The following is a 25374-nucleotide window of genomic DNA, read 5'->3' on the forward strand; positions in this document are numbered from 1 at the left end:
CAGGAACCCCCACATGGTCTGTAAAATATTTGTTGTGGGATTTTTTTGAGCCTTATCTCAGAATCAGAACGAGTGCTTTTTGACTCTGTTTTTCCCGTGTATAGATGCCAGTCGCACCCAGGACGGTGCGATATAAGATGGAGTTTATTAATGAGAAAAACATCGTTAGCGTTGGCAATCTCGGCCCTGCTCTCGGCCCTGCCCATCGCTTCAGTTCAGGCGAGTGAGAGTTGCACCCCATTGACCGGCAAGGAAGCCGGCCTCGATACCGGTCGCAGCAGCGCAGCGCGCTGCCTGCCCGGCATCAACCCGCTGCAGGATCAGCAGTGGCACCTGCTCAACAGCGGCCAGAATGCCTTCAGCCCCCGCGGCGGTGTGGCTGGCAACGACCTCAACCTCTGGTGGGCACACCGTACCGGCGTGCAGGGTCAGGGCATCAACGTGGCCGTGGTGGATGACGGCCTGGCCATCGCCCACCCGGACTTGGCCGACAATGTGCGCTCCGGCTCGAAGAACGTGGTGACCGGCAGCAGCGACCCCACCCCGACCGATCCGGACAGTGCTCACGGCACCTCGGTCTCTGGCCTGATCGGGGCGGTCGACAACGGCATAGGCACCCTGGGGGTGGCTCCCCGCGTCCAGCTGCAGGGGTTCAACCTGCTGGATGAGCGCAGCAAGCAACTGCAGAAAGACTGGATCTATGCGCTGGGCGGCAGCACCGCCACCGCCGACAACCGGGTCTTCAACCAGAGCTACGGTATGAGCCTGGTGGATCCGCAAAGCGCCAGCGGGCTGGATCAGGTTCAGCTCGATCGCCTGTTCGAGCAGCAGACCCAGCAGGCGCAGGGCGCGGCCTACATCAAGGCGGCAGGCAACGGCTTCAACCGCATCGCCGCGGGTGACTACATGTTCAGCCGCACCGGCGTCCTGCCCAAGCTGCCGTTCGAGAACAGCAACATAGACCCCTCCAACAGCAACTTCTGGAACCTGGTGGTGAGCGCCATCAACGCCGACGGAGTGCGTTCCTCCTACTCCAGCGTCGGCAGCAACGTCTTCCTGAGCGCCCCCGGCGGGGAGTACGGTACCGATGCGCCGGCCATGGTGACCACGGATCTGCCCGGCTGCGACATGGGCTACAACCGCACCGACGATCCCAGCACCAACCGGCTGCACAACAACCCGCAGCTGGATGCCACCTGCGACTACAACGGCGTGATGAACGGCACCTCGTCGGCCACCCCCAACACCTCGGGCGCCATGGCGCTGCTGATGTCCGCCTACCCGGATCTGTCGGTGCGGGATCTGCGCGATCTGCTGGCCCGCAACGCCACCCGCATCGATGCCGGCCAGCAGCCGGTCCAGGTCAGCTATACCGCCGCCAACGGTCAACCCCGCCAGGTCACCGGCCTGGAAGGGTGGGAGCGCAACGCCGCCGGCCTCTGGTACAGCCCCACCTACGGCTTTGGCCTCATCGACGTGAACAAGACCCTGACGGCCGCCGCCAACCACACCCCGCTGCCGCCACTGGTGCAATTGCCGGCTCAGAAGATCACGGTGCCGCGCAGTGAAGGGAGCATCGCGGATGTGGGCAGCAGTGCCACCCGCTCCAGCACCCAGGTGGTGCAAGCCTTGACCGTGGAAGCGGTCCAGGTCACGGTGAGCCTGGATCATCAGCGCCTGCCCGACCTGCTGATCGAGCTGGTCTCCCCGTCCGGCACTCGCAGCGTGCTGCTCAACCCCAACAACAGCCTGGTGGGGCAATCCCTCGACCGGCAGCAGTTGGGTTACGTGCGCACCAAGGGGCTGCGCGACATGCGCATGCTCTCCCACAAGTTCTATGGCGAAGCGGCCCAGGGCGAGTGGCGACTGGAGGTGACCGACGTCTCCAACAGCAGCCGCCAGCTGACGCTGGTTGACCTCAACACCAACCGCCGCAGCACCCTGACCGAGCGCAACAACAGCCAGCCGGGTCAACTGCTCAACTGGTCCCTGCGGGTGATCGGCCACGATGCCGCCCGCTCATGATCACAAGGAGTCACAAGATGAAACACAGCTTACTCGGCCTGGCCCTGGCCGGCCTCCTGGCTTCGGCCGGCGTGCACGCCGCCGATGAATCGGTGGTGATCGACGGCAAGCAGTACCGCACCATCGAGGTGAACGGTCAGACCTACCTCACCCCGGACAACGGCAGCAAGCAGCGGGTCGCCCGCAGCGCAGACGGCAAGGCGCCCCGGCAAACCCTGCGCAGCGGCGACGTGTTGCTGCAAGGGGTGGCCAGCCCACAGCTCACCGCCAGCGGCACCCTGCTGGTGGAAGCCGATGACAACCAGGCCAGCGCGTTGGCCAGCCGTCACGGCCTGCGCTTCAAGCAGAGCAGCGGCGGCATCGCCCTGCTGGAAGCCAAGCCGGGCACCGATCTGAACGCCGTCGCCACGGCGCTCAAGCAGGAGGGGGTCAAGGTGCAGATTGAACTCGCCGGGGCCCTCAAACAGCCCAAGTGAGCCGTCCCGGGCCATTGCCCGGGCATATCAGCTGATCTTCGAGGGGGCCGCCGGCCCCCTCGCGCGTTGCTCGCAGCCATCCTCATTGACCATCAGGTCACCCGTTTTTTCCGCACCTCCCCTGCCCTTCTCCCCTCTTGCCACCTTCCACCCTTGGTTTGACACCGCCTTTCGATGCGACCTTGCTCACAACTCGGCCCCCTTGCTCCCGCCGGCACATTTCTCGCTCCCCCGGGGCAAGGCGGCCCTCGCCCGGCTTGTTAACCTGCCTGCAGCCAAACGTCTGCCCACGGGCCCGTTCGGCCTTCCTTGCGATATCCAATGGCAGCCGCCAGCAGAGCGGCCCAGCCCGGGCGGATGCCTTCCACCCGGTGTCGATATCTCCTTTTTATTTTTATTCAGACAGTTACGAGGACGTCTTCATGCCTATCACCACAAAATTGAAAGCGGTTTCACTGGGTGTCAGCCTGGCGCTGGCCGGCCTGCTGGTCGGTTGCAACCAGAATGACTCGGATCCCCTGGTCAAGGACGATGCCTATTACCGCGGCCAGGCCGAGGCCATGGTGGCCAAGCTGACCCTCGGCGAGAAGCTGGACCTGCTCTCCGGCCCCGGTTACGGCAGTGCCAACGGCGCCATCAACGTCAAACAGGACGTGCCCGGCGTGGCGGGTTACATCAACGGCGTGCTGCGCAGCGCGGACGGCATCGACATTCCGGCCCTCAAACTGGCGGACGGGCCGGCCGGGGTGCGGATCAACGCCAACCGCGACGGTGACAGCGCCAGCTACTACGCCACCGCCTGGCCCATCGGCTCGCTGCTCGCCTCCAGCTGGGACGTCAAGCTGGTCAAGGCCGTCGGCGAAGCCATGGGGGACGAGGTGCGCCAGTATGGGGTCGACATCCTGCTGGCCCCGGGTATGAACATCCAGCGCAACCCGCTCAATGGCCGCAACTTCGAGTACTACTCGGAAGACCCCCTGCTGACCGGTAAAATCGGCGCCGCCATGGTCAACGGGGTGGAGAGCAACGGGGTGGGCACCACCATCAAGCACTACTTTGGCAACAACTCCGAGACCAACCGCAACCAGATCAACGACATCGGTGAACCGAGAACCTTCCGCGAGATCTATCTGCGCGGCTTCCAGATAGCGGTGGACGAGGCCCAGCCCTGGGCGGTGATGACCTCCTACAACAAGGTCAACGGCACCTATGTCAACGAGCGCAGGGATGCGGTGACCGACCTGCTGCGCGGCGAGTGGAAGTTCGACGGCTTGGTGATGTCCGACTGGTTTGCCGGCGACGTGGCCAACAACGCCTACAAGCAGGTGCTGGCGGGACAGGATTTGATCGAGCCGGGCAACGTCAAGGAGCAGTTGCAGCAATCCATCGAGCACGGCGATCTTGACGAAGCCAAGGTGAACGAGGCCGCCATCCACATCCTGACCCAGGTGATGAAGAGCCCCTCCTACAACCAGCTGGCCATCAGCAACAGCCCGGATCTGATCGCTCACGCCAAACTGGCCCGTCAGGCCGGCGCCGAGAGCATGGTGCTGCTGCGCAACGACGCCGCGGCCCTGCCGCTGGCGGCAAGCAGCACCCTAGCCAGTTTTGGCATCAACCAGATCAACACCTACAAGGGTGGCACCGGCAGCGGGGATGTTAACGCCGCCAGCACCACCACCATCGCGCAGGGACTGGCGGCACGCTTCCCGGTCAACGAGGCGTTGCAAAGCTATTACCGCGATTTTTACGAGAACAACAAGGTCTATCACGAGGGGCAATTTGGCGCCAAGGGCTACTACACCTGCGCCGAGGCGCCGATCAGCGGCGATCTGGCTGCCCTCATCGCCAATGCGGCCACCACCCAGCAAGCCGCCGTCATCAGCATCGGCCGCCAGGCCGGGGAAGGGGCGGATCGCAGCAGCGGCAAGGGAGACTATCTGCTCGGTGATGACGAGCGCGCCCTCATCGACGCGGTGAGCAGCGCCTTCCACGCCCAGGGCAAGAAGGTGGTGGTGGTGCTCAACGTCAACGGCGTCATCGACACCGCCCAGTGGAGCGACAAGGTGGATGGCATCCTGCTGGCCTACATGGCTGGCCAGGAGACCGGCCACGCGGTGGCGGACGTGCTCTCCGGCGCGGTCAACCCGAGCGGCAAACTGGCCCAGAGCTTCCCGCACAGCTACGCCAGCGTACCCTCTGCCGGCACCTTCCCAGGCGAGGACACCGACGGGGACGGCGAACCGGACGATCTCTACTACAACGAGGGGATCTACGTGGGCTATCGCTACTACAGCACCTTCGAGCAGGCGGTCTCCTACCCGTTCGGCTTCGGTCTCTCCTACACCAGCTTCAGCTACACCAGCCCCGCCATCGCCAGCAATACCCTGGAGGGCGGCAGTGCCGGCAACCTGGTGCTGACCGCCACCATCACCAACACCGGCGCCGTGGCAGGCAAGGAGGCGGCCCAGGTCTATGTGACCGCCCCCGAGGTCAAGCTGAAGAAACCGCTCATCGAGCTCAAAGCCTTTGCCAAGACGGCGCAACTGGCACCGGGGGCCAGTGAACAGCTGAGCTTCACCATTCCGGCCAGCATCCTTGCCAGCTTCGATGAGGCCAGCAACCAGTGGATCGTGGAGCCGGGTCGCTACAGCGCCTACATCAGCCCCTCGTCGGATGTCTCCGCCAGCACGCCGGTCAGCTTCACGGTGAGCAAGGAGATAGTAGTGAGCAACACCACGCCGGGGGCGCTGGCACTGCCGGCCGGGGTGGACCCCGCCAGCGTCACCACAATCACCCGCTAACAGAGGCAGGCACGGCCGGGCACCCAGCCCGGCCTTGCCTGACAGTTGCCCAGCAATGACCCGACACGGGACCGGCCTTGCGCCGGTCCCGTTGTTATTGGCGGGCGTTGCGATAGGCCAGCGGCGTCATCCGGGTGTTGGCCTTGAAGAAGCGGTTGAAGGCGCTCTGGGATGAAAAGCCGACCCGATCGCTGATGTTCTGCAGCGGTTGATCCCCCTCGCCCAGCAAGCGGCAGGCTTCGCTCACCCTCGCTTCCCTCAGCAGGGTGGAGAAACTGCTCCCCTCCCCCTGCAATTTGCGATTGAGGGTCCAGCGGCTGACATTCATGGCCGCGCACACTTCCTTGAGCAGGCTCTCGTCGCTCTCCAGCTCTCCTTCCCGGATCTTGTGGCGGATCCGCTCCCCCACCAGATAGGCAAAGGGGGCTCGCTCGGCGATGTCGGCACAGATCTGCGCCAGCTGAGCCAGTTGCAGATGACCCAGCGGTTCGTTGTAGCAGTGGCTGGGACAGTCGAGTTGGGCGTTGTCGATGGTCAGGGTGTTTTCCCCCTGCTCCCAGCGGCAACGGGTGGCGAAGAACTGGTCCAGCAGTTGATGGCGCGGTGGCGGCCGTCCCGTGAAGCCCACCGAGACCCGAGGATCCGCCAGATAGACCCGCAGGATCCGGTAGAGCATGATGAAGTTGGGGATGGCCTGACTCGCCCCCAGGCTGGCGGGCCCCTGATTGACATACAGGTATTGGCTGGCCTGCGCCCCCCGCCGCACCCGCAGCTCGTCACAACTGCCGATGATGGGGCGATAGGCCAGCAGCACCTCGAGTGCCGCCCGCGGCGAGGGCTGGTTCAGACACAGGCTGATGAGCGGTGGATAATGCTGGTAGAGCTGGCCGATGTCGTAGGAGAGAATGGTTTCGTGAAAACTGGCCAGATAGGGCTGCATCAGTTGCAGCATCCGGTAGTGGCTGTGGGCCGGCAGCCTGCCCTGCTCGCGCTCGATGTCGAACGACGTGAGGCCGCCCGCCATCAGAATGGCATCGGGATCGCCCCCCTGCTGCTGGCAGGCTCCCAGCATTCGTCTGATCACCTGGTTTGATACGCTCTGTGACATCTGCCGTCCTGGCCTCCGTGCTGACAGGAAACTGCTCGTGATCCCCCGGCCCGCCACTGACGGCGGGCCTGCCACCCCGTGCAGCGGGCTGGCGCGACCATTATGGGGCGGTTGCAAAGCGAGCAGATGTAACGGAGTGTAAAAGCACGCGCCAGCGCGCCATTTTAGGCACATCTGGCCGCCATGTCGGACCAGTTGCGTCAGGTTCAGCCATGAAAAATGGCGCCCGTGGGCGCCATTTTGGTGGGAGCTGTGCAGCCTGCCTGCGTCAGTTCGCCTTGTGCTGCTCGGCCAGATAGAGCCAGGTGTCGACCACTGTATCCGGGTTGAGGGACACAGAGTCAATCCCCTGCTCGACCAGCCAGGCGGCAAAGTCCGGGTGATCGGATGGCCCCTGGCCGCAGATCCCCACGTACTTGCCCGCCTTGCGGGCGGCGGCAATGGCCATCGCCAGCAGCGCCTTGACCGCCTCGTTGCGCTCGTCGAACAGGTGGGCGATAAGCCCCGAGTCCCTGTCAAGTCCAAGCGTGAGCTGGGTCATGTCGTTGGAGCCGATGGAAAAGCCGTCCACGTGCTCGAGGAACTTGTCTGCCAGGAGGGCGTTGCTCGGGATCTCGCACATCATGATCACCTTGAGCCCCCGCTCGCCACGGCGCAGACCGTTCTCGGCCAGGATGTCGATCACCTGCTCTGCCTCGCCTACGGTGCGCACGAAGGGGATCATCACCTCGACGTTGGTCAGCCCCATCACATCGCGAACCCGCTTGATCGCCTCGCACTCGAGGGCAAAACAGGGACGGAAGCTGTCGGCGATGTAGCGCGACGCACCACGAAAACCGATCATCGGGTTCTCTTCGTGAGGCTCGTAGCCACGGCCGCCCACCAGGTTGGCGTACTCGTTGGACTTGAAGTCCGACATCCGCACGATCACCCGCTCCGGCCAGAAGGCGGCGGCCAGGGTGGCGATGCCCTCGGTCAGCTTGGCGACGTAGAACTCGCGCGGGCTCTCGTAGCCGGCGATCATCTTGCCGATGGTGGCCTTGAGTTCGGGGCTCTGGCTGTCGAACTCCAGCAGCGCCTTGGGGTGCACCCCAATCATCCGGTTGATGATGAACTCGAGGCGGGCCAGCCCAACACCGGCGTTCGGCAGCTGGGCGAAGTCGAACGCTCTGTCCGGGTTGCCGACGTTCATCATGATCTTGATGGGCAGGCGCGGCATGTTGCCCACCTCGGTCACCGCCACGTCGAAGTCGAGTTCGCCGTCGTAGATGAAACCGGTGTCCCCTTCCGCACAGGAGACGGTAATGAGTTGACCCGGTTCGATGCGCTTGGTGGCATCACCACAACCCACCACCGCCGGAATGCCCAGCTCGCGGGCGATGATGGCGGCGTGACAGGTGCGACCGCCCCGGTTGGTGACGATGGCGGAGGCCCGCTTCATGATGGGCTCCCAGTCCGGGTCGGTCATGTCGGTGACCAGCACGTCGCCGGGCTGCACTTCGTCCATCTGGCTGATGGAGGAGATGACCCGCGCCGGGCCCGCCCCGATCTTGTGGCCGATGGCGCGCCCCTCGATCAGCACCTTGCCCGCTTGCTTGAGGGCAAAACGCTCGAGGGTGTTGGCCTCCTGGCGGCTGCGCACGGTTTCCGGGCGTGCCTGCACGATGTAGAGCTTGCCATCCTGCCCGTCCTTGGCCCACTCGATGTCCATCGGCCGGCCGTAGTGCTGCTCGATGATGAGGGCCTGCTTGGCCAGCTCCATTACCTCGGCATCCGTGATGCAGAAGCGGCTGCGCTCGGCTTCATTGGTGTCGACGATCTGCACCTGGCGGCCGTGGCTGGCATCGCCGGAATAGGTCATCTTGATGAGCTTGGAGCCGAGGGTCTTGCGCACCACAGCCGGGCGTCCTGACTTGAGGGTCGGCTTGTGCACGTAGAACTCGTCGGGATTGACCGCACCCTGTACCACCATCTCGCCAAGGCCCTGGGCGCCGGTGATGAACACCACGTCGTTGAAGCCCGACTCGGTATCCAGAGTGAACATGACGCCGGAGGCGGCCAAGTCCGAACGCACCATGCGCTGGATCCCGGCCGACAGGGCGACCCCCTTGTGGTCATAGCCCTGATGCACCCGATAGGAGATGGCGCGATCGTTGAACAGTGAAGCAAACACATGCTTGACGGCAATCATGACGGCGTCGATGCCGCGCACGTTGAGGAAGGTCTCCTGCTGGCCGGCAAAGGAGGCATCCGGCATGTCCTCGGCAGTGGCAGAGGAGCGCACCGCAAAGGACGCGTCAAGCCCACCGCTGAGCTTGTCGTAGGCAACCCGGATCGCCTGTTCCAGCGCGCTCTGGAACGGGGCTTCGATCACCCAGTCACGGATCTGCTGGCCGGCCCGGTTGAGGGCGGCGATGTCGTCCACATCCAGGCTGTCGAGCAGATCGTGGATCTTGCCGTTGAGGCCGCTTGACTCCAGAAACTCGTTAAACGCAAAGGCGGTGGTGGCAAACCCGCCCGGCACCGACACTCCGGCACCAGAGAGGTTGCTGATCATCTCGCCAAGGGATGCATTTTTGCCGCCAACTCGTTCTACGTCCTGCATTCCGAGTTGCTCGTACCAGAGTACGTACTGTTGCACTTGCATGTCTCCAGGTTGGTGGGCACTGTGCCGCCATGGCACCTTGTGCGCCAGTTTATGTGCGTTATTGTCTGTTTCTACTGTTGCCAACGACCATGAAAACGTTTTCTACTTATTGTCAAAAAAATCCCCGAGCAAGATTTGGGGATGGCCGAATGACACAGACATTCTACAATGCCAACACAAAAAGGTAACGACTCAGGTTTGCAAGCCACTTCACAACTTGGGCACGGCAGACCGGTTGACAAAAACGATATGGTTTCGAGAGATACTTCTTGCTTGCCAGCTCGCCGCCCCCCTCACAGGAGCCTCCAGTGCACACCGTATTCTATGTTTCAGACGGCACCGCCATCACCGCCGAAGTGTTCGGCCACGCCGTGTTGAGCCAGTTTCCGCTGGCCTTCGAGCAGATCACCATCCCCTTTGTCGAAACCCTGGAGAAGGCGCGCCAGGTACGGATGCGCATCGACGAGCAGTTCCGCCAGACCGGGGTTCGCCCCATTCTGTTCCACACCATCGTCGATCATCAGGTGCGTGAGGAGGTGCTCAAGGCCCAGGCCAGCAGCCACGACTTTCTCAACACCTTCGTCAGCCCGCTGGAACACGAGCTCGGAGTGAAGGCCGAACCCAGGCTGCATCGCACCCACGGCATGGAGAACCGCAAGCTCTATGACGATCGTATCGAGGCGGTCAACTTCGCGCTGGCCAACGACGATGGCATCACCACCAAGGAGTACGACGAGGCTGACATTATCCTGATCGGGGTCTCCCGCTGCGGCAAGACGCCGACCAGCCTCTATCTGGCGCTGCAGTTCGGCATTCGCGCCGCCAACTACCCCTTCATCGAGCAGGACATGGGGGTCCTGGATCTGCCGGCCGCCCTCAAGGCCAATCGTCACAAGCTGTTCGGCCTCACCATCGCCCCCCAGCGGCTGCACGAGATCCGCAACCAGCGCCGCGCCAACAGCCGCTACTCCTCGCTGGAGCAGTGCGAACAGGAACTGGCCTGCGTCGAGCGGCTGTTTCGCCAGGAGGCGATCCGCTTCCTCGACACCAGTTCCCACTCGGTGGAGGAGATCAGCGCCAAGATCCTCGAGGCCACCGGCCTGCGCCGTCAGCTTTATTGAGAAGCCTGCCCACCGGCAAGCTGACGACACGGCAAACGCCAATAAAAAAGCGCCGGATACAGCCGTATCCGGCGCTTGTCGACTAGACCTCAGCGGGGCTGGGAGCCCGGGCGGTTCAGCTCTTTGTTGTTCATCAGCATGGCGTAGAAGTTGAGCACACCGTGACGCCGGCGTACCCGCTCGGTCAGCCAGAGGGCCGGCAGCAGGCCGATGGCACCGGCGATCAACAAGACCGTCCGCAAGTGCATCACCAGATAGTCATCACCCTGCACGGCCCACACCAGCAGACACCCCGCCGCCATGGTCAGCAGCAGGGGCGACAGCCACACGGTGAGCCACAGCGCGACGGCCAGCAAACTGCCAATAATACGTTGCATGAAGTGCATCCTTGTTGCAAAGGAGGCTTCATAAAACAGGAATTGCCGATAGAGTCAACCAAATCGAGCCCAACTGCTCACAATACAACCAGTCACTTCCCTACCAGCTTCATCGCTCCCTAAAAACCTGCCTTTCGCCGAAAAAACCAGCGAATGATGAGGAAAATAGGTGCATCCTCGATGGATTATCACTATTCTGCTTCCGTTGGTAGTCGCCATAAAAAACAGAAAGCGACTCACTGTAACGAAATAAATACGGATTTCGTCACGTTTCAGGCACACTTTGCCGTGCACGGTCACATGGAGTGACCCGACGGACGAGATGACAGACGAATGACTTCAGAAGACGTAAGGAAGGAAGAATGGATCTTCAACAAAACGGCGAGGAGCTGAAACGCGGTTTGAAAAACCGCCATATCCAGCTCATCGCACTGGGCGGCGCCATCGGCACCGGCCTGTTTCTCGGCATTGCCCAGACCATCAAGATGGCAGGCCCCTCTGTGCTGCTTGGCTATGCCATCGGCGGTTTTATCGCCTTCCTGATCATGCGCCAGCTGGGCGAGATGGTGGTGGAAGAGCCGGTAGCCGGCTCCTTCAGCCACTTCGCCTACAAATACTGGGGTGACTTCGCCGGCTTTGCCTCCGGCTGGAACTACTGGGTGCTCTACGTGCTGGTGAGCATGGCCGAGCTGACCGCGGTGGGCATTTATGTCCAGTACTGGTGGCCCGAGATCCCGACCTGGATGTCGGCGGCCTTCTTCTTCGTGTTGATCAACGCCATCAACCTCTCCAACGTCAAGGCGTTTGGCGAGATGGAGTTCTGGTTTGCCATCATCAAGGTGGTGGCCATCATCGGCATGATCGGCTTTGGCGGCTACCTGCTGGCCAGCGGCAACGGCGGCCCGGACGCCAGCGTCAGCAACCTGTGGGCCCAGGGTGGCTTCTTCCCCAACGGCATCAGCGGACTGGTGATGGCGATGGCGGTGATCATGTTCTCGTTTGGCGGGCTCGAGCTGGTCGGCATCACGGCTGCCGAAGCCGACAATCCCGAGAAGAGCATCCCCAAGGCCACCAATCAGGTGATCTACCGGATCCTCATCTTCTACATCGGCGCCCTGGCCGTGCTGATGTCCCTCTACCCCTGGGGCAAAGTGGTGGAAGGTGGCAGTCCCTTCGTCATGATCTTCCACGCACTTGACAGCAATCTGGTGGCCACCGTGCTCAACATGGTGGTACTGACCGCGGCCCTGTCGGTTTACAACAGCTGTGTCTACTGCAACAGCCGCATGTTGTTTGGTCTGGCCAAGCAGGGCAACGGCCCGCGCAGCCTGCTCAAGACCAACAAGAGCGGGGTACCGGTGGTGGCCATCTCCGTCTCCGCCGCAGCAACCCTGCTGTGCGTACTCATCAACTACCTGATGCCGGGCAAGGCGTTCGAGCTGTTGATGGCGCTGGTGGTCTCCGCCCTGGTCATCAACTGGGCCATGATAAGCCTGGCCCACCTGAAGTTTCGCAAGAGCAAGCAAGCCGAAGGCGTGGTTCCCAAGTTCAAGGCGTTCTGGTACCCGTTCGGCAATTACCTCTGCCTCGCCTTCATGGCCGGCATCCTGGTCATCATGTACCTGACACCGGGCATCCAGATCTCGGTACTGCTCATCCCGGTCTGGATCATCGTGCTGGCCATCGGCTATCAGTTCAAGCAGAAGCGCCAGGCTCGCGTTGCGGCCAACCTGGGCTGATGGCATCAGCCTTATCGTCCCTCAAAAGCCGGTCACTGACCGGCTTTTTTCGACCCGGATATTCCCCCCCGCAAGTAGGCATTACCCGCCTCCCTCTCCAGTCCACCATGACCCTGTGATCACGCACTCAGCAAGCGGCCATCGCCAGCCCTCTCTCTTTGGCAAGCATCCTTGCACGTCTAAAAACAACAAGCCCGAGACAGAGTGCTCGGGCTTGTTGCAGAAAGGCAGGTAGAAAAATGCGGGATTATTCCAGCAGGAAGACGGCTTCCACGTTGTCCGTGATGGTGATCTGCTGCTGTTGGTAGCTGTTTTCCATCATGTCGGCGGCAGGTGCCATGGCGGCAACCTTGAGGGCCCGGCTGTAGATCGGCATGGGACTATTGTTGCGGTACTCGACGCTGTAAACCTTGCCGAGTTTCATGCCAAACGCCTTGGCCAGAGACTCGGCCTTGGTTTTGGCATCTTCAACCGCTCCGAGGCGCGCCTGCTCCTTGATGGTTTGCGGCGCCTTGAGTCCGTACTCAATCTGGGATACGGATTCCAGCCCGGCCTTGAGTGCGGTGTCCATCAGCTCGCTCAGCTTGTCGAGTTGATAGAGTTTGACCGCAAGCTGGCGCTGGGCACGGTAGCCCACCAGTTCCGGCTTCTTGTTCTGCGGATACTGGTATTCCGGAGAGATCACCAGATTGCCCGCCTCCACATCGCTGCGCTTGATGCCCAACCCTTCCAGCTGGCCAAAGAAGGCGGCAACCTTGCCATCCACCTGCTGCTTGGCCTTGATGCCCTGTTTTTCCAGCGCCGTCACGGAGACATTCAGCGTCAGCATGTCGGGCTCCGCTTTTTGCTCGGCATAACCGCTCACCACCAGATGGGGGGCTTGCGGCACTTCAAGGGCAAACAGGGGTGCACTGATAACCAGAGCAGACAGGGTAAGCAGGGGACGCCACATAAAAAAAGACCTCAATCTATTGGAGTGAGGTCATTATGCCCGTCGTCGAATGGGATTCATATATCGTGCAACGGCGGGATCTGATCCAGCACTTGATTGGTCATATCGATATTGATGCTGATCTCGCCACCCGGCAGCCCCTGATGAGTAGCAGCCAGTGGCGTGGCGCTGCGGGAACCCAGCAGCACATCATCATCAAAATGGAAGGAGTCCCACGACAGAACATGTCCGGCCAGCGGAGCTACCGGCTCTGTCATCGTGGTGGTCACCAGGGGGGCACAATCGATGTTGTCGGAGTGGCCGAGCAGATCCTGCAGGCAGACATCGCTCAAACTCTGCAACGTATACTCCTGCTGCCCCTGTTCATGACCGACCAGCACCATCATGTGGGGTGGCGCGGTATCCACGGCTGGCGTGAATGAGATAGTGGCCGCCGCAAAGTCCACATTCAGTGAACCAGCAACCTCGCCATCATCGCTCTCCAGATCCAGCGCATCAATCCGATCACCCGCCATCGTGGCATGATAGCCAAACTGGCCGGTACAGGTAATGCTGCCCTGCCCGTCCCAGCTATAGCGAATGCCATCGATATCAACCCAATTAAATGACTGCATGGTGACCCTCTCCTGTACTGCCGCTATCTTAGCCGCCCCCTCAGTCAAAAAACAGGGGCCAGGTATTACCCGGCCCCCTTAGCTGGTTACGGATCAACCTTGAGGTTGCCGTCATCCAGCAGTTGCTTGATGATGTCGTGGTTGGTCGTCAGCCCACCGCTGTGATCCAGATCCAGGCTACCCTGGAACTGTACCGTCAGTTGTGAACCACCACTGGTAAGCCCATTTGTATCAATGGTCAGCTTGTTGGTTGCAGTATCAAACTTCAAGTAGTTGTCCAGCGCCGTCGCCAGATCGTTGTTGTTGGCTGCCGAGGGAACACCAACCAGCAGATCCGACAGATCCAGTACATCGCCACCGCTGGTCGGATTGCCCAACGTAAAATCGGTAATCTTGTCGGTACTGCCATCCGCATCGCCAGCAAGCCACTTGAAGGTATCGCTACCAGCTCCCCCCGTCATGGTATCGCTACCCAGACCACCGATCAGCAGATCCTTGCCATCGCCTCCTTGCAGTATGTCGTTGCCAATCCCGCCGATCAGGGTATCGTCGCCAGCCTCCCCGTAGAGCGTGTCGTTGCCGCTGCCACCATCGAGTACGTCGTTGCCCTTGCCACCAACCAGGGTATCCTTGCCACCCATTCCGTACAGCAAGTCATCACCATCACCGCCGGACAAGATGTTGTCCAGACTGTTGCCCGTGATGCTGTCACCGAAATCAGACCCGATGGCGTGCCCTTGCGTGCTGTTGAAGGTCACATTCACACCACTGGCAGAATTGTCGTAGTCCAGGGTAAACGGTGCTTCCGGCAGCAGGCTAAGACCAATGTTGCTGTGGACTGCATCACCATCTCCATCCGTCAGCGTGACCGGCAGCTGCAAACTGACCGGGATCCCAGGAGTGGCAACACTGGAACCGAAGTCCCCAATCTTGAAGTCACTCCCGGCCGCATAATGGAATTCCAGGCTGTTATAGCCATCCGCGGTGTAGGCCGCCAGCTTGGTATTGGACACAACCCCTACCACAGTCGCGGCATATGCAACGCCAGAGGTGGGATCATCGTCAGTAAAGTTGACTGTAAAGCTGCGGCCTCCCACCGCCACAGTCTGGGACATGCCAGCACCGATGCTGACGATCCTGGTCGAACCGTTGTAGCTGATTGCAACGGCGGTCAGCGACTCCTTGTTGCCATCGCCAATATCGTTGTCACTATCGACATCCTGACGGGCAACCACTTTCACACTGGAGCCACCGCTGCTGATTGATGTGAACAGGGCGGAAGCGCCATTCACATCATAGTGGGCTTCAAAGGCATGGGTCTGGTTGGCCAAGACACCGTAGGAGCCACCACTAACCGGATTACCTGTCAGGTCGATGACAAAGTCGATCCGCATCGCCTCACCCGACCCGACGGATGAACCGCCACTGATCCCCCCCGTATTGGCAGAGGTGTTGACGGTGCCACCATCCGCACCATTGGTCATCGCCGTCAACAACAGATCCTTGCTGTTGTCATTCGCAATCGTATTAAAACCGGCCCAGGAAGCATTACCACCGACGAAGTTGTAATCACCACCATTGAAGTCGATCGTGGTCTGTCCGCCATCGACCTCACCAATCATCTGAACCTGATAGGTCCCGGATGCCGGCTGCAGGGTGGCAATGAACACAGTACCTGCCGCCGTTGCGGCAGTCAGAGTGATGCCATCCGAAGACACGGTATAGGTGACAGGCAAACCGCCCGAGGTCATGCCACTGCTGCTGCCATTCAAACTGCTGTCGAACCGGATTGAACCACCATCCCCCCCGTAGTTGTTGGACAAGGTACCATCACCATCCAGTAGGAAGATGCCAGTCACCCCGGACTGATTCAGCATGACCCCCATGGCAGGCGTCATGACAACCGGCACATCGTCTTCAACCTGTACGATGAAGTCGCGAACCAGCGTCACGTTATCCACTCCTTCGTGGGCCGTGATCGCACTGGACAGATTCAATGCCTTCAGTTCCAGGTCGTTGCCATCAGCCAGGGCATGATCAATCGGGCCCTGCAGGGTAAAGGTGTAATCACCATCAGCCTCGACAGCCAGCGTGAAGATGGGTTTGCTGGCTGCCACTGCAACCAGGGTATCGACTCCGACACCGTGGATGATGCTGTAGGTAATCGCCACACCACCTGATGTCAACGCAGGCAAACCGGCTGTACTTCCGACGCCGAAATTGACGCCGATACTGTCGACCACCATATGGGCCAGAGAGCCTGCAACCGTGGTCAGGGCCGGGTTGTTGCCAGGCAGACCAGCAGGCAACCCATCTTCGAACACGGAAGCCGTGATCGGGGTGGTATCCAGTACCAGTATCTTCAACAGGGCGCTGGAGGTGTCATCATCGGCATCCACAATGGTATAGGTAAAGGTCTCCTGTGTATCGACGGCCACATCATTGGGCGGAGTGTAGGAGTAGGAACCGTCCGCATTCACGGTCAGATGCCCGCCCAGAGGTGTAGTCATGGGGCCGGTCGTGCCTCCTTGCACCAGGAAGGTCACCACATTGCCATTCACACTATCGGCAACCCCGACATAAGCGGCCGGATTGCTGACGGTAAAGCTGACCTGCAATACGGTCACGGGGGTATCGGCACCGGCACTGTCCACACCGGCACTGGCATCCACATCCGTGATCACATTGCCAGTAGCAGGCGGCGGCACAGTCGCCTGGAGTGTGGCGTCCAGGTCATAGATATTGTTGACCAACGTGACGGCATCCCCATGATCCTCCACCAGACCAAGCTGAGCGATCGCCGTCGCATTGCCGCTGACGTTCAACCCCACCGCGTAAACCTCAACATTGTTGCTGTTCACAAAGCTGGTCCAGCCGGCCGGGACATTCCCCTCATTGGGAGCACCATCCGACAGGAAATAGACCTTGGTTTCATACCCAGCCAAAGCGGGGTTCGCCAGATCCGCCGTCAGTTGATTCTGCGCCAATACGAGTGGTGCGTTGTAGTTGGTTCCGCCACCATCTGTCGGCAAACCGGAAATACTGGCCTTGGCCACATCAGGATCACTGGTTTGCGGGATCAATACAGCTCCACTGGCAAAATCAATGACCGTGAAGACCAGCGGCACACCTAGCGCCACATAGGAGTCGATCATGTGGTTTAGTGCATCCTTCGCCAGCTCCAGGCGATTTGGCGAACCATTTGTCGACGTACCGATCTGCCACAACATGCTGCCTGATGTATCGATGACCATCACCAGGTTGAAGGGGGGCAACCCTGCTTCAGTGATGACGACGCTGTTGTCTTTGGCTGTCGGTACATCGTCTTCGAACCGGATGTTGCCGCCAAGGTCCGCACTCACCGTCCCGGTCGCGGTGTCGTTGTCGCCATCCACCACCGTCACCGTCGCACTCAGCAGCACCTTGCCATTGGCCAGGCTGATGAGGTTGTTGTCGTTGCTGTTGTCCACGTCCTCCGGCAGATGGTCCAGCTCCGCCGACTGCGTCAGCGTCACTGTGCCATTGCTCGCCACGCTGATGCGGAACACTTCCCCAGCCGTAGTAGAGCCAACGATGTCGCTGCCCACCTTGGTCAGGGTGATGGCCAGCCCGTTGCTGGTCAGCCCGCTGTTGCTGTCAGTCACGCTCAAGCTGTAGCCACTCACCGTGGTGGTGCCCGGACCGTCCGCGCCATAGCTCGGCACCGCCGCCGCCAGGAATGCCGCCGCAAAGCTGCCGGTCGCCGTGTCACTGGCCGACCCGATGGTCTGCGCATCCTGGGTGGTCAGGGTGATGCCACCGTCCACCACCGCGTTGATGGTCACGCTCGGTACGTCGTCCTCGAAGCTGATGTTGCCACCAAGGTCTGCACTCACCGTCCCGGTCGCGGTGTCGTTGTCGCCATCCACCACCGTCACGGTCGCACTCAGCAGCACCTTGCCACTGGCCAAACTGATGAGGTTGTTGTCGTTGCTGTTGTCCACGTCCTCCGGCAGATGGTCCAGCTCCGCCGACTGCGTCAGCGTCACCGTGCCATTGCTCGCCACGCTGATGCGGAACACCTCCCCAGCCGAGGTCGAGCCAACGATGTCGCTGCCCACCTTGGTCAGGGTGATGGCCAGCCCATTGCTGGTCAGTCCGCTGTTGCTGTCAGTCACGCTCAGGCTGTAGCCGCTCACCGTGGTGGTGCCCGGACCGTCCGCGCCATAGCTCGGCACCGCCGCCGCCAGGAACGCCGCCGCAAAGCTGCCGGTCGCCGTGTCACTGGCCGACCCGATGGTCTGCGCATCCTGGGTGGTCAGGGTGATGCCACCGTCCACCACCGCGTTGATGGTCACGCTCGGTACGTCGTCCTCGAAGCTGATGTTGCCACCAAGGTCTGCACTCACCGTCCCGGTCGCGGTGTCGTTGTCGCCATCCACCACCGTCACCGTCGCACTCAGCAGCACCTTGCCATTGGCCAGGCTGATGAGGTTGTTGTCGTTGCTGTTGTCCACGTCCTCCGGCAGATGGTCCAGCTCCGCCGACTGCGTCAGCGTCACCGTGCCATTGCTCGCCACGCTGATGCGGAACACCTCCCCAGCCGAGGTCGAGCCAACGATGTCGCTGCCCACCTTGGTCAGGGTGATGGCCAGCCCGTTGCTGGTCAGTCCGCTGTTGCTGTCAGTCACGCTCAGGCTGTAGCCGCTCACCGTGGTGGTGCCCGGACCGTCCGCGCCATAGCTCGGCACCGCCGCCGCCAGGAACGCCGCCGCAAAGCTGCCGGTCGCCGTGTCACTGGCCGACCCGATGGTCTGCGCATCCTGGGTGGTCAGGGTGATGCCACCGTCCACCACCGCGTTGATGGTCACGCTCGGTACGTCGTCCTCGAAGCTGATGTTGCCACCAAGGTCTGCACTCACCGTCCCGGTCGCGGTGTCGTTGTCGCCATCCACCACCGTCACCGTCGCACTCAGCAGCACCTTGCCATTGGCCAGGCTGATGAGGTTGTTGTCGTTGCTGTTGTCCACGTCCTCCGGCAGATGGTCCAGCTCCGCCGACTGCGTCAGCGTCACTGTGCCATTGCTCGCCACGCTGATGCGGAACACCTCCCCAGCCGTAGTAGAGCCAACGATGTCGCTGCCCACCTTGGTCAGGGTGATGGCCAGCCCGTTGCTGGTCAGCCCGCTGTTGCTGTCAGTCACGCTCAGGCTGTAGCCGCTCACCGTGGTGGTGCCCGGACCGTCCGCGCCATAGCTCGGCACCGCCGCCGCCAGGAACGCCGCCGCAAAGCTGCCGGTCGCCGTGTCACTGGCCGACCCGATGGTCTGCGCATCCTGGGTGGTCAGGGTGATGCCACCGTCCACCACCGCGTTGATGGTCACGCTCGGTACGTCGTCCTCGAAGCTGATGTTGCCACCAAGGTCTGCACTCACCGTCCCGGTCGCGGTGTCGTTGTCGCCATCCACCACCGTCACGGTCGCACTCAGCAGCACCTTGCCACTGGCCAAACTGATGAGGTTGTTGTCGTTGCTGTTGTCCACGTCCTCCGGCAGATGGTCCAGCTCCGCCGACTGCGTCAGCGTCACCGTGCCATTGCTCGCCACGCTGATGCGGAACACCTCCCCAGCCGAGGTCGAGCCAACGATGTCGCTGCCCACCTTGGTCAGGGTGATGGCCAGCCCGTTGCTGGTCAGTCCGCTGTTGCTGTCAGTCACGCTCAGGCTGTAGCCGCTCACCGTGGTGGTGCCCGGACCGTCCGCGCCATAGCTCGGCACCGCCGCCGCCAGGAACGCCGCCGCAAAGCTGCCGGTCGCCGTGTCACTGGCCGACCCGATGGTCTGCGCATCCTGGGTGGTCAGGGTGATGCCACCGTCCACCACCGCGTTGATGGTCACGCTCGGTACGTCGTCCTCGAAGCTGATGTTGCCACCAAGGTCTGCACTCACCGTCCCGGTCGCGGTGTCGTTGTCGCCATCCACCACCGTCACCGTCGCACTCAGCAGCACCTTGCCATTGGCCAGGCTGATGAGGTTGTTGTCGTTGCTGTTGTCCACGTCCTCCGGCAGATGGTCCAGCTCCGCCGACTGCGTCAGCGTCACCGTGCCATTGCTCGCCACGCTGATGCGGAACACCTCCCCAGCCGAGGTCGAGCCAACGATGTCGCTGCCCACCTTGGTCAGGGTGATGGCCAGCCCGTTGCTGGTCAGTCCGCTGTTGCTGTCAGTCACGCTCAGGCTGTAGCCGCTCACCGTGGTGGTGCCCGGACCGTCCGCGCCATAGCTCGGCACCGCCGCCGCCAGGAACGCCGCCGCAAAGCTGCCGGTCGCCGTGTCACTGGCCGACCCGATGGTCTGCGCATCCTGGGTGGTCAGGGTGATGCCACCGTCCACCACCGCGTTGATGGTCACGCTCGGTACGTCGTCCTCGAAGCTGATGTTGCCACCAAGGTCTGCACTCACCGTCCCGGTCGCGGTGTCGTTGTCGCCATCCACCACCGTCACCGTCGCACTCAGCAGCACCTTGCCATTGGCCAGGCTGATGAGGTTGTTGTCGTTGCTGTTGTCCACGTCCTCCGGCAGATGGTCCAGCTCCGCCGACTGCGTCAGCGTCACCGTGCCATTGCTCGCCACGCTGATGCGGAACACCTCCCCAGCCGAGGTCGAGCCAACGATGTCGCTGCCCACCTTGGTCAGGGTGATGGCCAGCCCGTTGCTGGTCAGTCCGCTGTTGCTGTCAGTCACGCTCAGGCTGTAGCCGCTCACCGTGGTGGTGCCCGGACCGTCCGCGCCATAGCTCGGCACCGCCGCCGCCAGGAACGCCGCCGCAAAGCTGCCGGTCGCCGTGTCACTGGCCGACCCGATGGTCTGCGCATCCTGGGTGGTCAGGGTGATGCCACCGTCCACCACCGCGTTGATGGTCACGCTCGGTACGTCGTCCTCGAAGCTGATGTTGCCACCAAGGTCTGCACTCACCGTCCCGGTCGCGGTGTCGTTGTCGCCATCCACCACCGTCACCGTCGCACTCAGCAGCACCTTGCCATTGGCCAGGCTAATGAGGTTGTTGTCGTTGCTGTTGTCCACGTCCTCCGGCAGATGGTCCAGCTCCGCCGACTGCGTCAGCGTCACCGTGCCATTGCTCGCCACGCTGATGCGGAACACCTCCCCAGCCGAGGTCGAGCCAACGATGTCGCTGCCCACCTTGGTCAGGGTGATGGCCAGCCCATTGCTGGTCAGTCCGCTGTTGCTGTCAGTCACGCTCAGGCTGTAGCCGCTCACCGTGGTGGTGCCCGGACCGTCCGCGCCATAGCTCGGCACCGCCGCCGCCAGGAACGCCGCCGCAAAGCTGCCGGTCGCCGTGTCACTGGCCGACCCGATGGTCTGTGCATCCTGGGTGGTCAGGGTGATGCCACCGTCCACCACCGCGTTGATGGTCACGTTGGGACCGTCATCCTCGAAGCGGAACACGCCGTTGGCGCCCAAGTCCACCGCCGCACTGGCGCTATCGCCATCGGCATCCGTCACGGTCTGCACCAGGGTCAGCACGCCCTGCCCCAGCGTCAGCGCCACGCTGTCATCCGCATTGGTGGTGTCGCCGTGCCAGACGTTGTCCAGCAGGGCCAGGGTCACTTCGCCGGTGCTCGGGTTGATGGTCAGGGTGAAGTAGTCCACCCCACCGGCGCTGCCGGTGATGACGTTGCCCACCTGATTGAGCACGATGGCAGCACCCTGGCCGTTGGCCGCGGCCGGATCGACCGCATACAGGCCGCTCGCCACGTTGCTGCCGGTCAGCGCCAGGCTGTAGCCGATGCTGCCCGCCCCGTCGGCCCCGAAGGCCGGGTTGAACTGGGCCTGCACATTGGCGGCGCTCAGGGTGGCGCTGGCCACTCCGTCGCTGCCGGCACCGCCTAGGCTGACCAGGCTTTCATCCACGGTCGCCCCCAGGCTCGGCGCTTCTACCGCCAGCCCGGCCCGCGGGCCGTCATCCTCGAAGCGGAACACGCCATTGGCGCCCAGATCCACCGCCGCACTGGCGCTATCGCCATCGGCATCCGTCACGGTCTGCACCAGGGTCAGCACGCCCTGCCCCAGCGTCAGCGCCACGCTGTCATCCGCATTGGTGGTGTCGCCGTGCCAGACGTTGTCCAGCAGGGCCAGGGTCACTTCGCCGGTGCTCGGGTTGATGGTCAGGGTGAAGTAGTCCACCCCACCGGCGCTGCCGGTGATGACGTTGCCCACCTGATTGAGCACGATGGCAGCACTCTGGCCGTTGGCCGCGGCCGGATCGACCGCATACAGGCCGCTCGCCACGTTGCTGCCGGTCAGCGCCAGGCTGTAGCCGATGCTGCCCGCCCCGTCGGCCCCGAAGGCCGGGTTGAACTGGGCCTGCACATTGGCGGCGCTCAGGGTGGCGCTGGCCACTCCGTCGCTGCCGGCACCGCCTAGGCTGACCAGGCTTTCATCCACGGTCGCCCCCAGGCTCGGCGCTTCTACCGCCAGCCCGGCCCGCGGGCCGTCATCCTCGAAGCGGAACACGCCATTGGCGCCCAGATCCACCGCCGCACTGGCGCTATCGCCATCGGCATCCGTCACGGTCTGCACCAGGGTCAGCACGCCCTGCCCCAGCGTCAGCGCCACGCTGTCATCCGCATTGGTGGTGTCGCCGTGCCAGACGTTGTCCAGCAGGGCCAGGGTCACTTCGCCGGTGCTCGGGTTGATGGTCAGGGTGAAGTAGTCCACCCCACCGGCGCTGCCGGTGATGACGTTGCCCACCTGATTGAGCACGATGGCAGCACCCTGGCCGTTGGCCGCGGCCGGATCGACCGCATACAGGCCGCTCGCCACGTTGCTGCCGGTCAGCGCCAGGCTGTAGCCGATGCTGCCCGCCCCGTCGGCCCCGAAGGCCGGGTTGAACTGGGCCTGCACATTGGCGGCGCTCAGGGTGGCGCTGGCCACTCCGTCGCTGCCGGCACCGCCTAGGCTGACCAGGCTTTCATCCACGGTCGCCCCCAGGCTCGGCGCTTCTACCGCCAGCCCGGCCCGCGGGCCGTCATCCTCGAAGCGGAACACGCCATTGGCGCCCAGATCCACCGCCGCACTGGCGCTATCGCCATCGGCATCCGTCACGGTCTGCACCAGGGTCAGCACGCCCTGCCCCAGCGTCAGCGCCACGCTGTCATCCGCATTGGTGGTGTCGCCGTGCCAGACGTTGTCCAGCAGGGCCAGGGTCACTTCGCCGGTGCTCGGGTTGATGGTCAGGGTGAAGTAGTCCACCCCACCGGCGCTGCCGGTGATGACGTTGCCCACCTGATTGAGCACGATGGCAGCACCCTGGCCGTTGGCCGCGGCCGGATCGACCGCATACAGGCCGCTCGCCACGTTGCTGCCGGTCAGCGCCAGGCTGTAGCCGATGCTGCCCGCCCCGTCGGCCCCGAAGGCCGGGTTGAACTGGGCCTGCACATTGGCGGCGCTCAGGGTGGCGCTGGCCACTCCGTCGCTGCCGGCACCGCCTAGGCTGACCAGGCTTTCATCCACGGTCGCCCCCAGGCTCGGCGCTTCTACCGCCAGCCCGGCCCGCGGGCCGTCATCCTCGAAGCGGAACACGCCATTGGCGCCCAGATCCACCGCCGCACTGGCGCTATCGCCATCGGCATCCGTCACGGTCTGCACCAGGGTCAGCACGCCCTGCCCCAGCGTCAGCGCCACGCTGTCATCCGCATTGGTGGTGTCGCCGTGCCAGACGTTGTCCAGCAGGGCCAGGGTCACTTCGCCGGTGCTCGGGTTGATGGTCAGGGTGAAGTAGTCCACCCCACCGGCGCTGCCGGTGATGACGTTGCCCACCTGATTGAGCACGATGGCGGCACCCTGCCCGTTGGCCGCGGCCGGATCGACCGCATACAGGCCGCTCGCCACGTTGCTGCCGGTCAGCGCCAGGCTGTAGCCGATGCTGCCCGCCCCGTCGGCCCCGAAGGCCGGGTTGAACTGGGCCTGCACATTGGCGGCGCTCAGGGTGGCGCTGGCCACTCCGTCGCTGCCGGCACCGCCTAGGCTGACCAGGCTTTCATCCACGGTCGCCCCCAGGCTCGGCGCTTCTACCGCCAGCCCGGCCCGCGGGCCGTCATCCTCGAAGCGGAACACGCCATTGGCGCCCAGATCCACCGCCGCACTGGCGCTATCGCCATCGGCATCCGTCACGGTCTGCACCAGGGTCAGCACGCCCTGCCCCAGCGTCAGCGCCACGCTGTCATCCGCATTGGTGGTGTCGCCGTGCCAGACGTTGTCCAGCAGGGCCAGGGTCACTTCGCCGGTGCTCGGGTTGATGGTCAGGGTGAAGTAGTCCACCCCACCGGCGCTGCCGGTGATGACGTTGCCCACCTGATTGAGCACGATGGCGGCACCCTGCCCGTTGGCCGCGGCCGGATCGACCGCATACAGGCCGCTCGCCACGTTGCTGCCGGTCAGCGCCAGGCTGTAGCCGATGCTGCCCGCCCCGTCGGCCCCGAAGGCCGGGTTGAACTGGGCCTGCACATTGGCGGCGCTCAGGGTGGCGCTGGCCACTCCGTCGCTGCCGGCACCGCCTAGGCTGACCAGGCTTTCATCCACGGTCGCCCCCAGGCTCGGCGCTTCTACCGCCAGCCCGGCCCGCGGGCCGTCATCCTCGAAGCGGAACACGCCATTGGCGCCCAGATCCACCGCCGCACTGGCGCTATCGCCATCGGCATCCGTCACGGTCTGCACCAGGGTCAGCACGCCCTGCCCCAGCGTCAGCGCCACGCTGTCATCCGCATTGGTGGTGTCGCCGTGCCAGACGTTGTCCAGCAGGGCCAGGGTCACTTCGCCGGTGCTCGGGTTGATGGTCAGGGTGAAGTAGTCCACCCCACCGGCGCTGCCGGTGATGACGTTGCCCACCTGATTGAGCACGATGGCGGCACCCTGCCCGTTGGCCGCGGCCGGATCGACCGCATACAGGCCGCTCGCCACGTTGCTGCCGGTCAGCGCCAGGCTGTAGCCGATGCTGCCCGCCCCGTCGGCCCCGAAGGCCGGGTTGAACTGGGCCTGCACATTGGCGGCGCTCAGGGTGGCGCTGGCCACTCCGTCGCTGCCGGCACCGCCCAGGCTGACCAGGCTTTCATCTACGGACACAGAGCCCAATCCTTCAGAATTGGTAGTAAGGGTGACGCTGGGAACATCATCCAGAATGACCACATCCAGGCTGCCGCTGGTATTGTCGCCATCGGTATCAACCAGTACGACGCTGAAACTCTCGCTAAGCGAATTGTCATTGGCAGGCTGGGTGTGGGTTTCACTCCCCCCCAAGGTGTAGCTGTAGTTCACGCTACCAGTGCCGGTCACGGGATTGTAACTAATGCCAGTAACGATCAATTGATTACCAAGTGGGCTGGTAATGGTTTGCGGGAAGGTGGTAACAGCTTGCCCATTGGTGACCAAAGCGACGCCTCCCAGTGTCAGACTCTGCACACCATCGGCTGCGCTGAAGGTAAAAGTACCGCTCTGAGTCACAGCGGCTGCATTC

General features: G+C 62.9%; 11 protein-coding genes. 5 read left to right on the forward strand and 6 right to left on the reverse strand.

From position 1 onward, the window contains the following. Positions 1-150 precede the first annotated feature (150 nt). From asp to AHA_RS13580, 3 genes are all read left to right on the forward strand, one after another. Positions 151-2025: a serine protease Asp gene (asp, locus tag AHA_RS13570; protein WP_011706501.1), complete on the forward strand. Its 1875-nt coding sequence runs from the start codon at positions 151-153 to the stop codon at positions 2023-2025. Between the two features lie 17 nt (positions 2026-2042). After that, the gene (locus tag AHA_RS13575) at positions 2043-2501 is read left to right on the forward strand and encodes a serine protease chaperone (protein ID WP_011706502.1); all 459 of its coding nucleotides are present in this window, start codon (positions 2043-2045) and stop codon (positions 2499-2501) included. 422 nt (positions 2502-2923) lie between these two features. Continuing rightward, positions 2924-5305: a beta-glucosidase gene (locus AHA_RS13580; RefSeq protein ID WP_164927678.1), complete on the forward strand. Its 2382-nt coding sequence runs from the start codon at positions 2924-2926 to the stop codon at positions 5303-5305. Between the two features lie 94 nt (positions 5306-5399). Here AHA_RS13580 and AHA_RS13585 read toward each other — a convergent pair whose 3' ends face one another. Then, on the reverse strand, positions 5400-6377 hold the full coding sequence (locus AHA_RS13585) for an AraC family transcriptional regulator (RefSeq protein ID WP_044800295.1): 978 nt from the start codon (positions 6375-6377) through the stop codon (positions 5400-5402). Between the two features lie 304 nt (positions 6378-6681). Further along, positions 6682-9060 carry a phosphoenolpyruvate synthase gene (gene ppsA, locus AHA_RS13590; protein WP_164927679.1) on the reverse strand — a complete coding sequence of 793 codons (2379 nt, stop codon included), beginning with the start codon at positions 9058-9060 and terminating at the stop codon, positions 6682-6684. A gap of 308 nt (positions 9061-9368) precedes the next feature. Between ppsA and ppsR the strand changes: the two genes are divergently transcribed. Further along, positions 9369-10181, forward strand: coding sequence for a posphoenolpyruvate synthetase regulatory kinase/phosphorylase PpsR (ppsR, locus tag AHA_RS13595; RefSeq protein WP_011706506.1), 813 nt, complete (start codon positions 9369-9371; stop codon positions 10179-10181). Positions 10182-10270: 89 nt separating this feature from the next. On the opposite strand, the gene AHA_RS13600 is transcribed toward ppsR, so the two are convergent. Beyond that, positions 10271-10558, reverse strand: a complete 288-nt coding sequence (locus AHA_RS13600) for a hypothetical protein (protein ID WP_010633583.1) — start codon at positions 10556-10558, stop codon at positions 10271-10273. Positions 10559-10920: 362 nt separating this feature from the next. Here AHA_RS13600 and AHA_RS13605 point away from each other — a divergent pair, with 362 nt between their 5' ends. Beyond that, complete coding sequence (locus AHA_RS13605; RefSeq protein ID WP_010633582.1) at positions 10921-12297, forward strand: amino acid permease; 1377 nt, start codon at positions 10921-10923, stop codon at positions 12295-12297. 247 nt (positions 12298-12544) lie between these two features. Here the strand turns inward: AHA_RS13605 and AHA_RS13610 are convergent, their stop codons facing one another. From AHA_RS13610 to AHA_RS21895, 3 genes are all read right to left on the reverse strand, one after another. Continuing rightward, positions 12545-13249, reverse strand: a complete 705-nt coding sequence (locus AHA_RS13610) for an SIMPL domain-containing protein (protein ID WP_164927680.1) — start codon at positions 13247-13249, stop codon at positions 12545-12547. Positions 13250-13305: 56 nt separating this feature from the next. Continuing rightward, the gene (locus AHA_RS13615; protein WP_011706508.1) at positions 13306-13863 is read right to left on the reverse strand and encodes a hypothetical protein; all 558 of its coding nucleotides are present in this window, start codon (positions 13861-13863) and stop codon (positions 13306-13308) included. 86 nt (positions 13864-13949) lie between these two features. Further along, entirely contained in the window at positions 13950-24983 is an 11034-nt protein-coding gene (locus AHA_RS21895) for a DUF5801 repeats-in-toxin domain-containing protein (RefSeq protein ID WP_237702009.1), read from the reverse strand. Between the last annotated feature and the right edge of the window lie 391 nt (positions 24984-25374).

The sequence above is a fragment of the Aeromonas hydrophila subsp. hydrophila ATCC 7966 genome (assembly GCF_000014805.1).
Taxonomy (GTDB): Bacteria; Pseudomonadota; Gammaproteobacteria; order Enterobacterales; family Aeromonadaceae; genus Aeromonas; species Aeromonas hydrophila.

Coding starts and splice junctions, on each gene's coding strand:
- asp (WP_011706501.1), top strand. CDS start 151: ATGAGAAAAACATCGTTAGCGTTGGCAATCTCGGCCCTGCTCTCGGCC.
- AHA_RS13575 (WP_011706502.1), top strand. CDS start 2,043: ATGAAACACAGCTTACTCGGCCTGGCCCTGGCCGGCCTCCTGGCTTCG.
- AHA_RS13580 (WP_164927678.1), top strand. CDS start 2,924: ATGCCTATCACCACAAAATTGAAAGCGGTTTCACTGGGTGTCAGCCTG.
- AHA_RS13585 (WP_044800295.1), bottom strand. CDS start 6,377: ATGCTGGGAGCCTGCCAGCAGCAGGGGGGCGATCCCGATGCCATTCTG.
- ppsA (WP_164927679.1), bottom strand. CDS start 9,060: ATGCAAGTGCAACAGTACGTACTCTGGTACGAGCAACTCGGAATGCAG.
- AHA_RS13600 (WP_010633583.1), bottom strand. CDS start 10,558: ATGCAACGTATTATTGGCAGTTTGCTGGCCGTCGCGCTGTGGCTCACC.
- AHA_RS13605 (WP_010633582.1), top strand. CDS start 10,921: ATGGATCTTCAACAAAACGGCGAGGAGCTGAAACGCGGTTTGAAAAAC.
- AHA_RS13610 (WP_164927680.1), bottom strand. CDS start 13,249: ATGTGGCGTCCCCTGCTTACCCTGTCTGCTCTGGTTATCAGTGCACCC.
- AHA_RS13615 (WP_011706508.1), bottom strand. CDS start 13,863: ATGCAGTCATTTAATTGGGTTGATATCGATGGCATTCGCTATAGCTGG.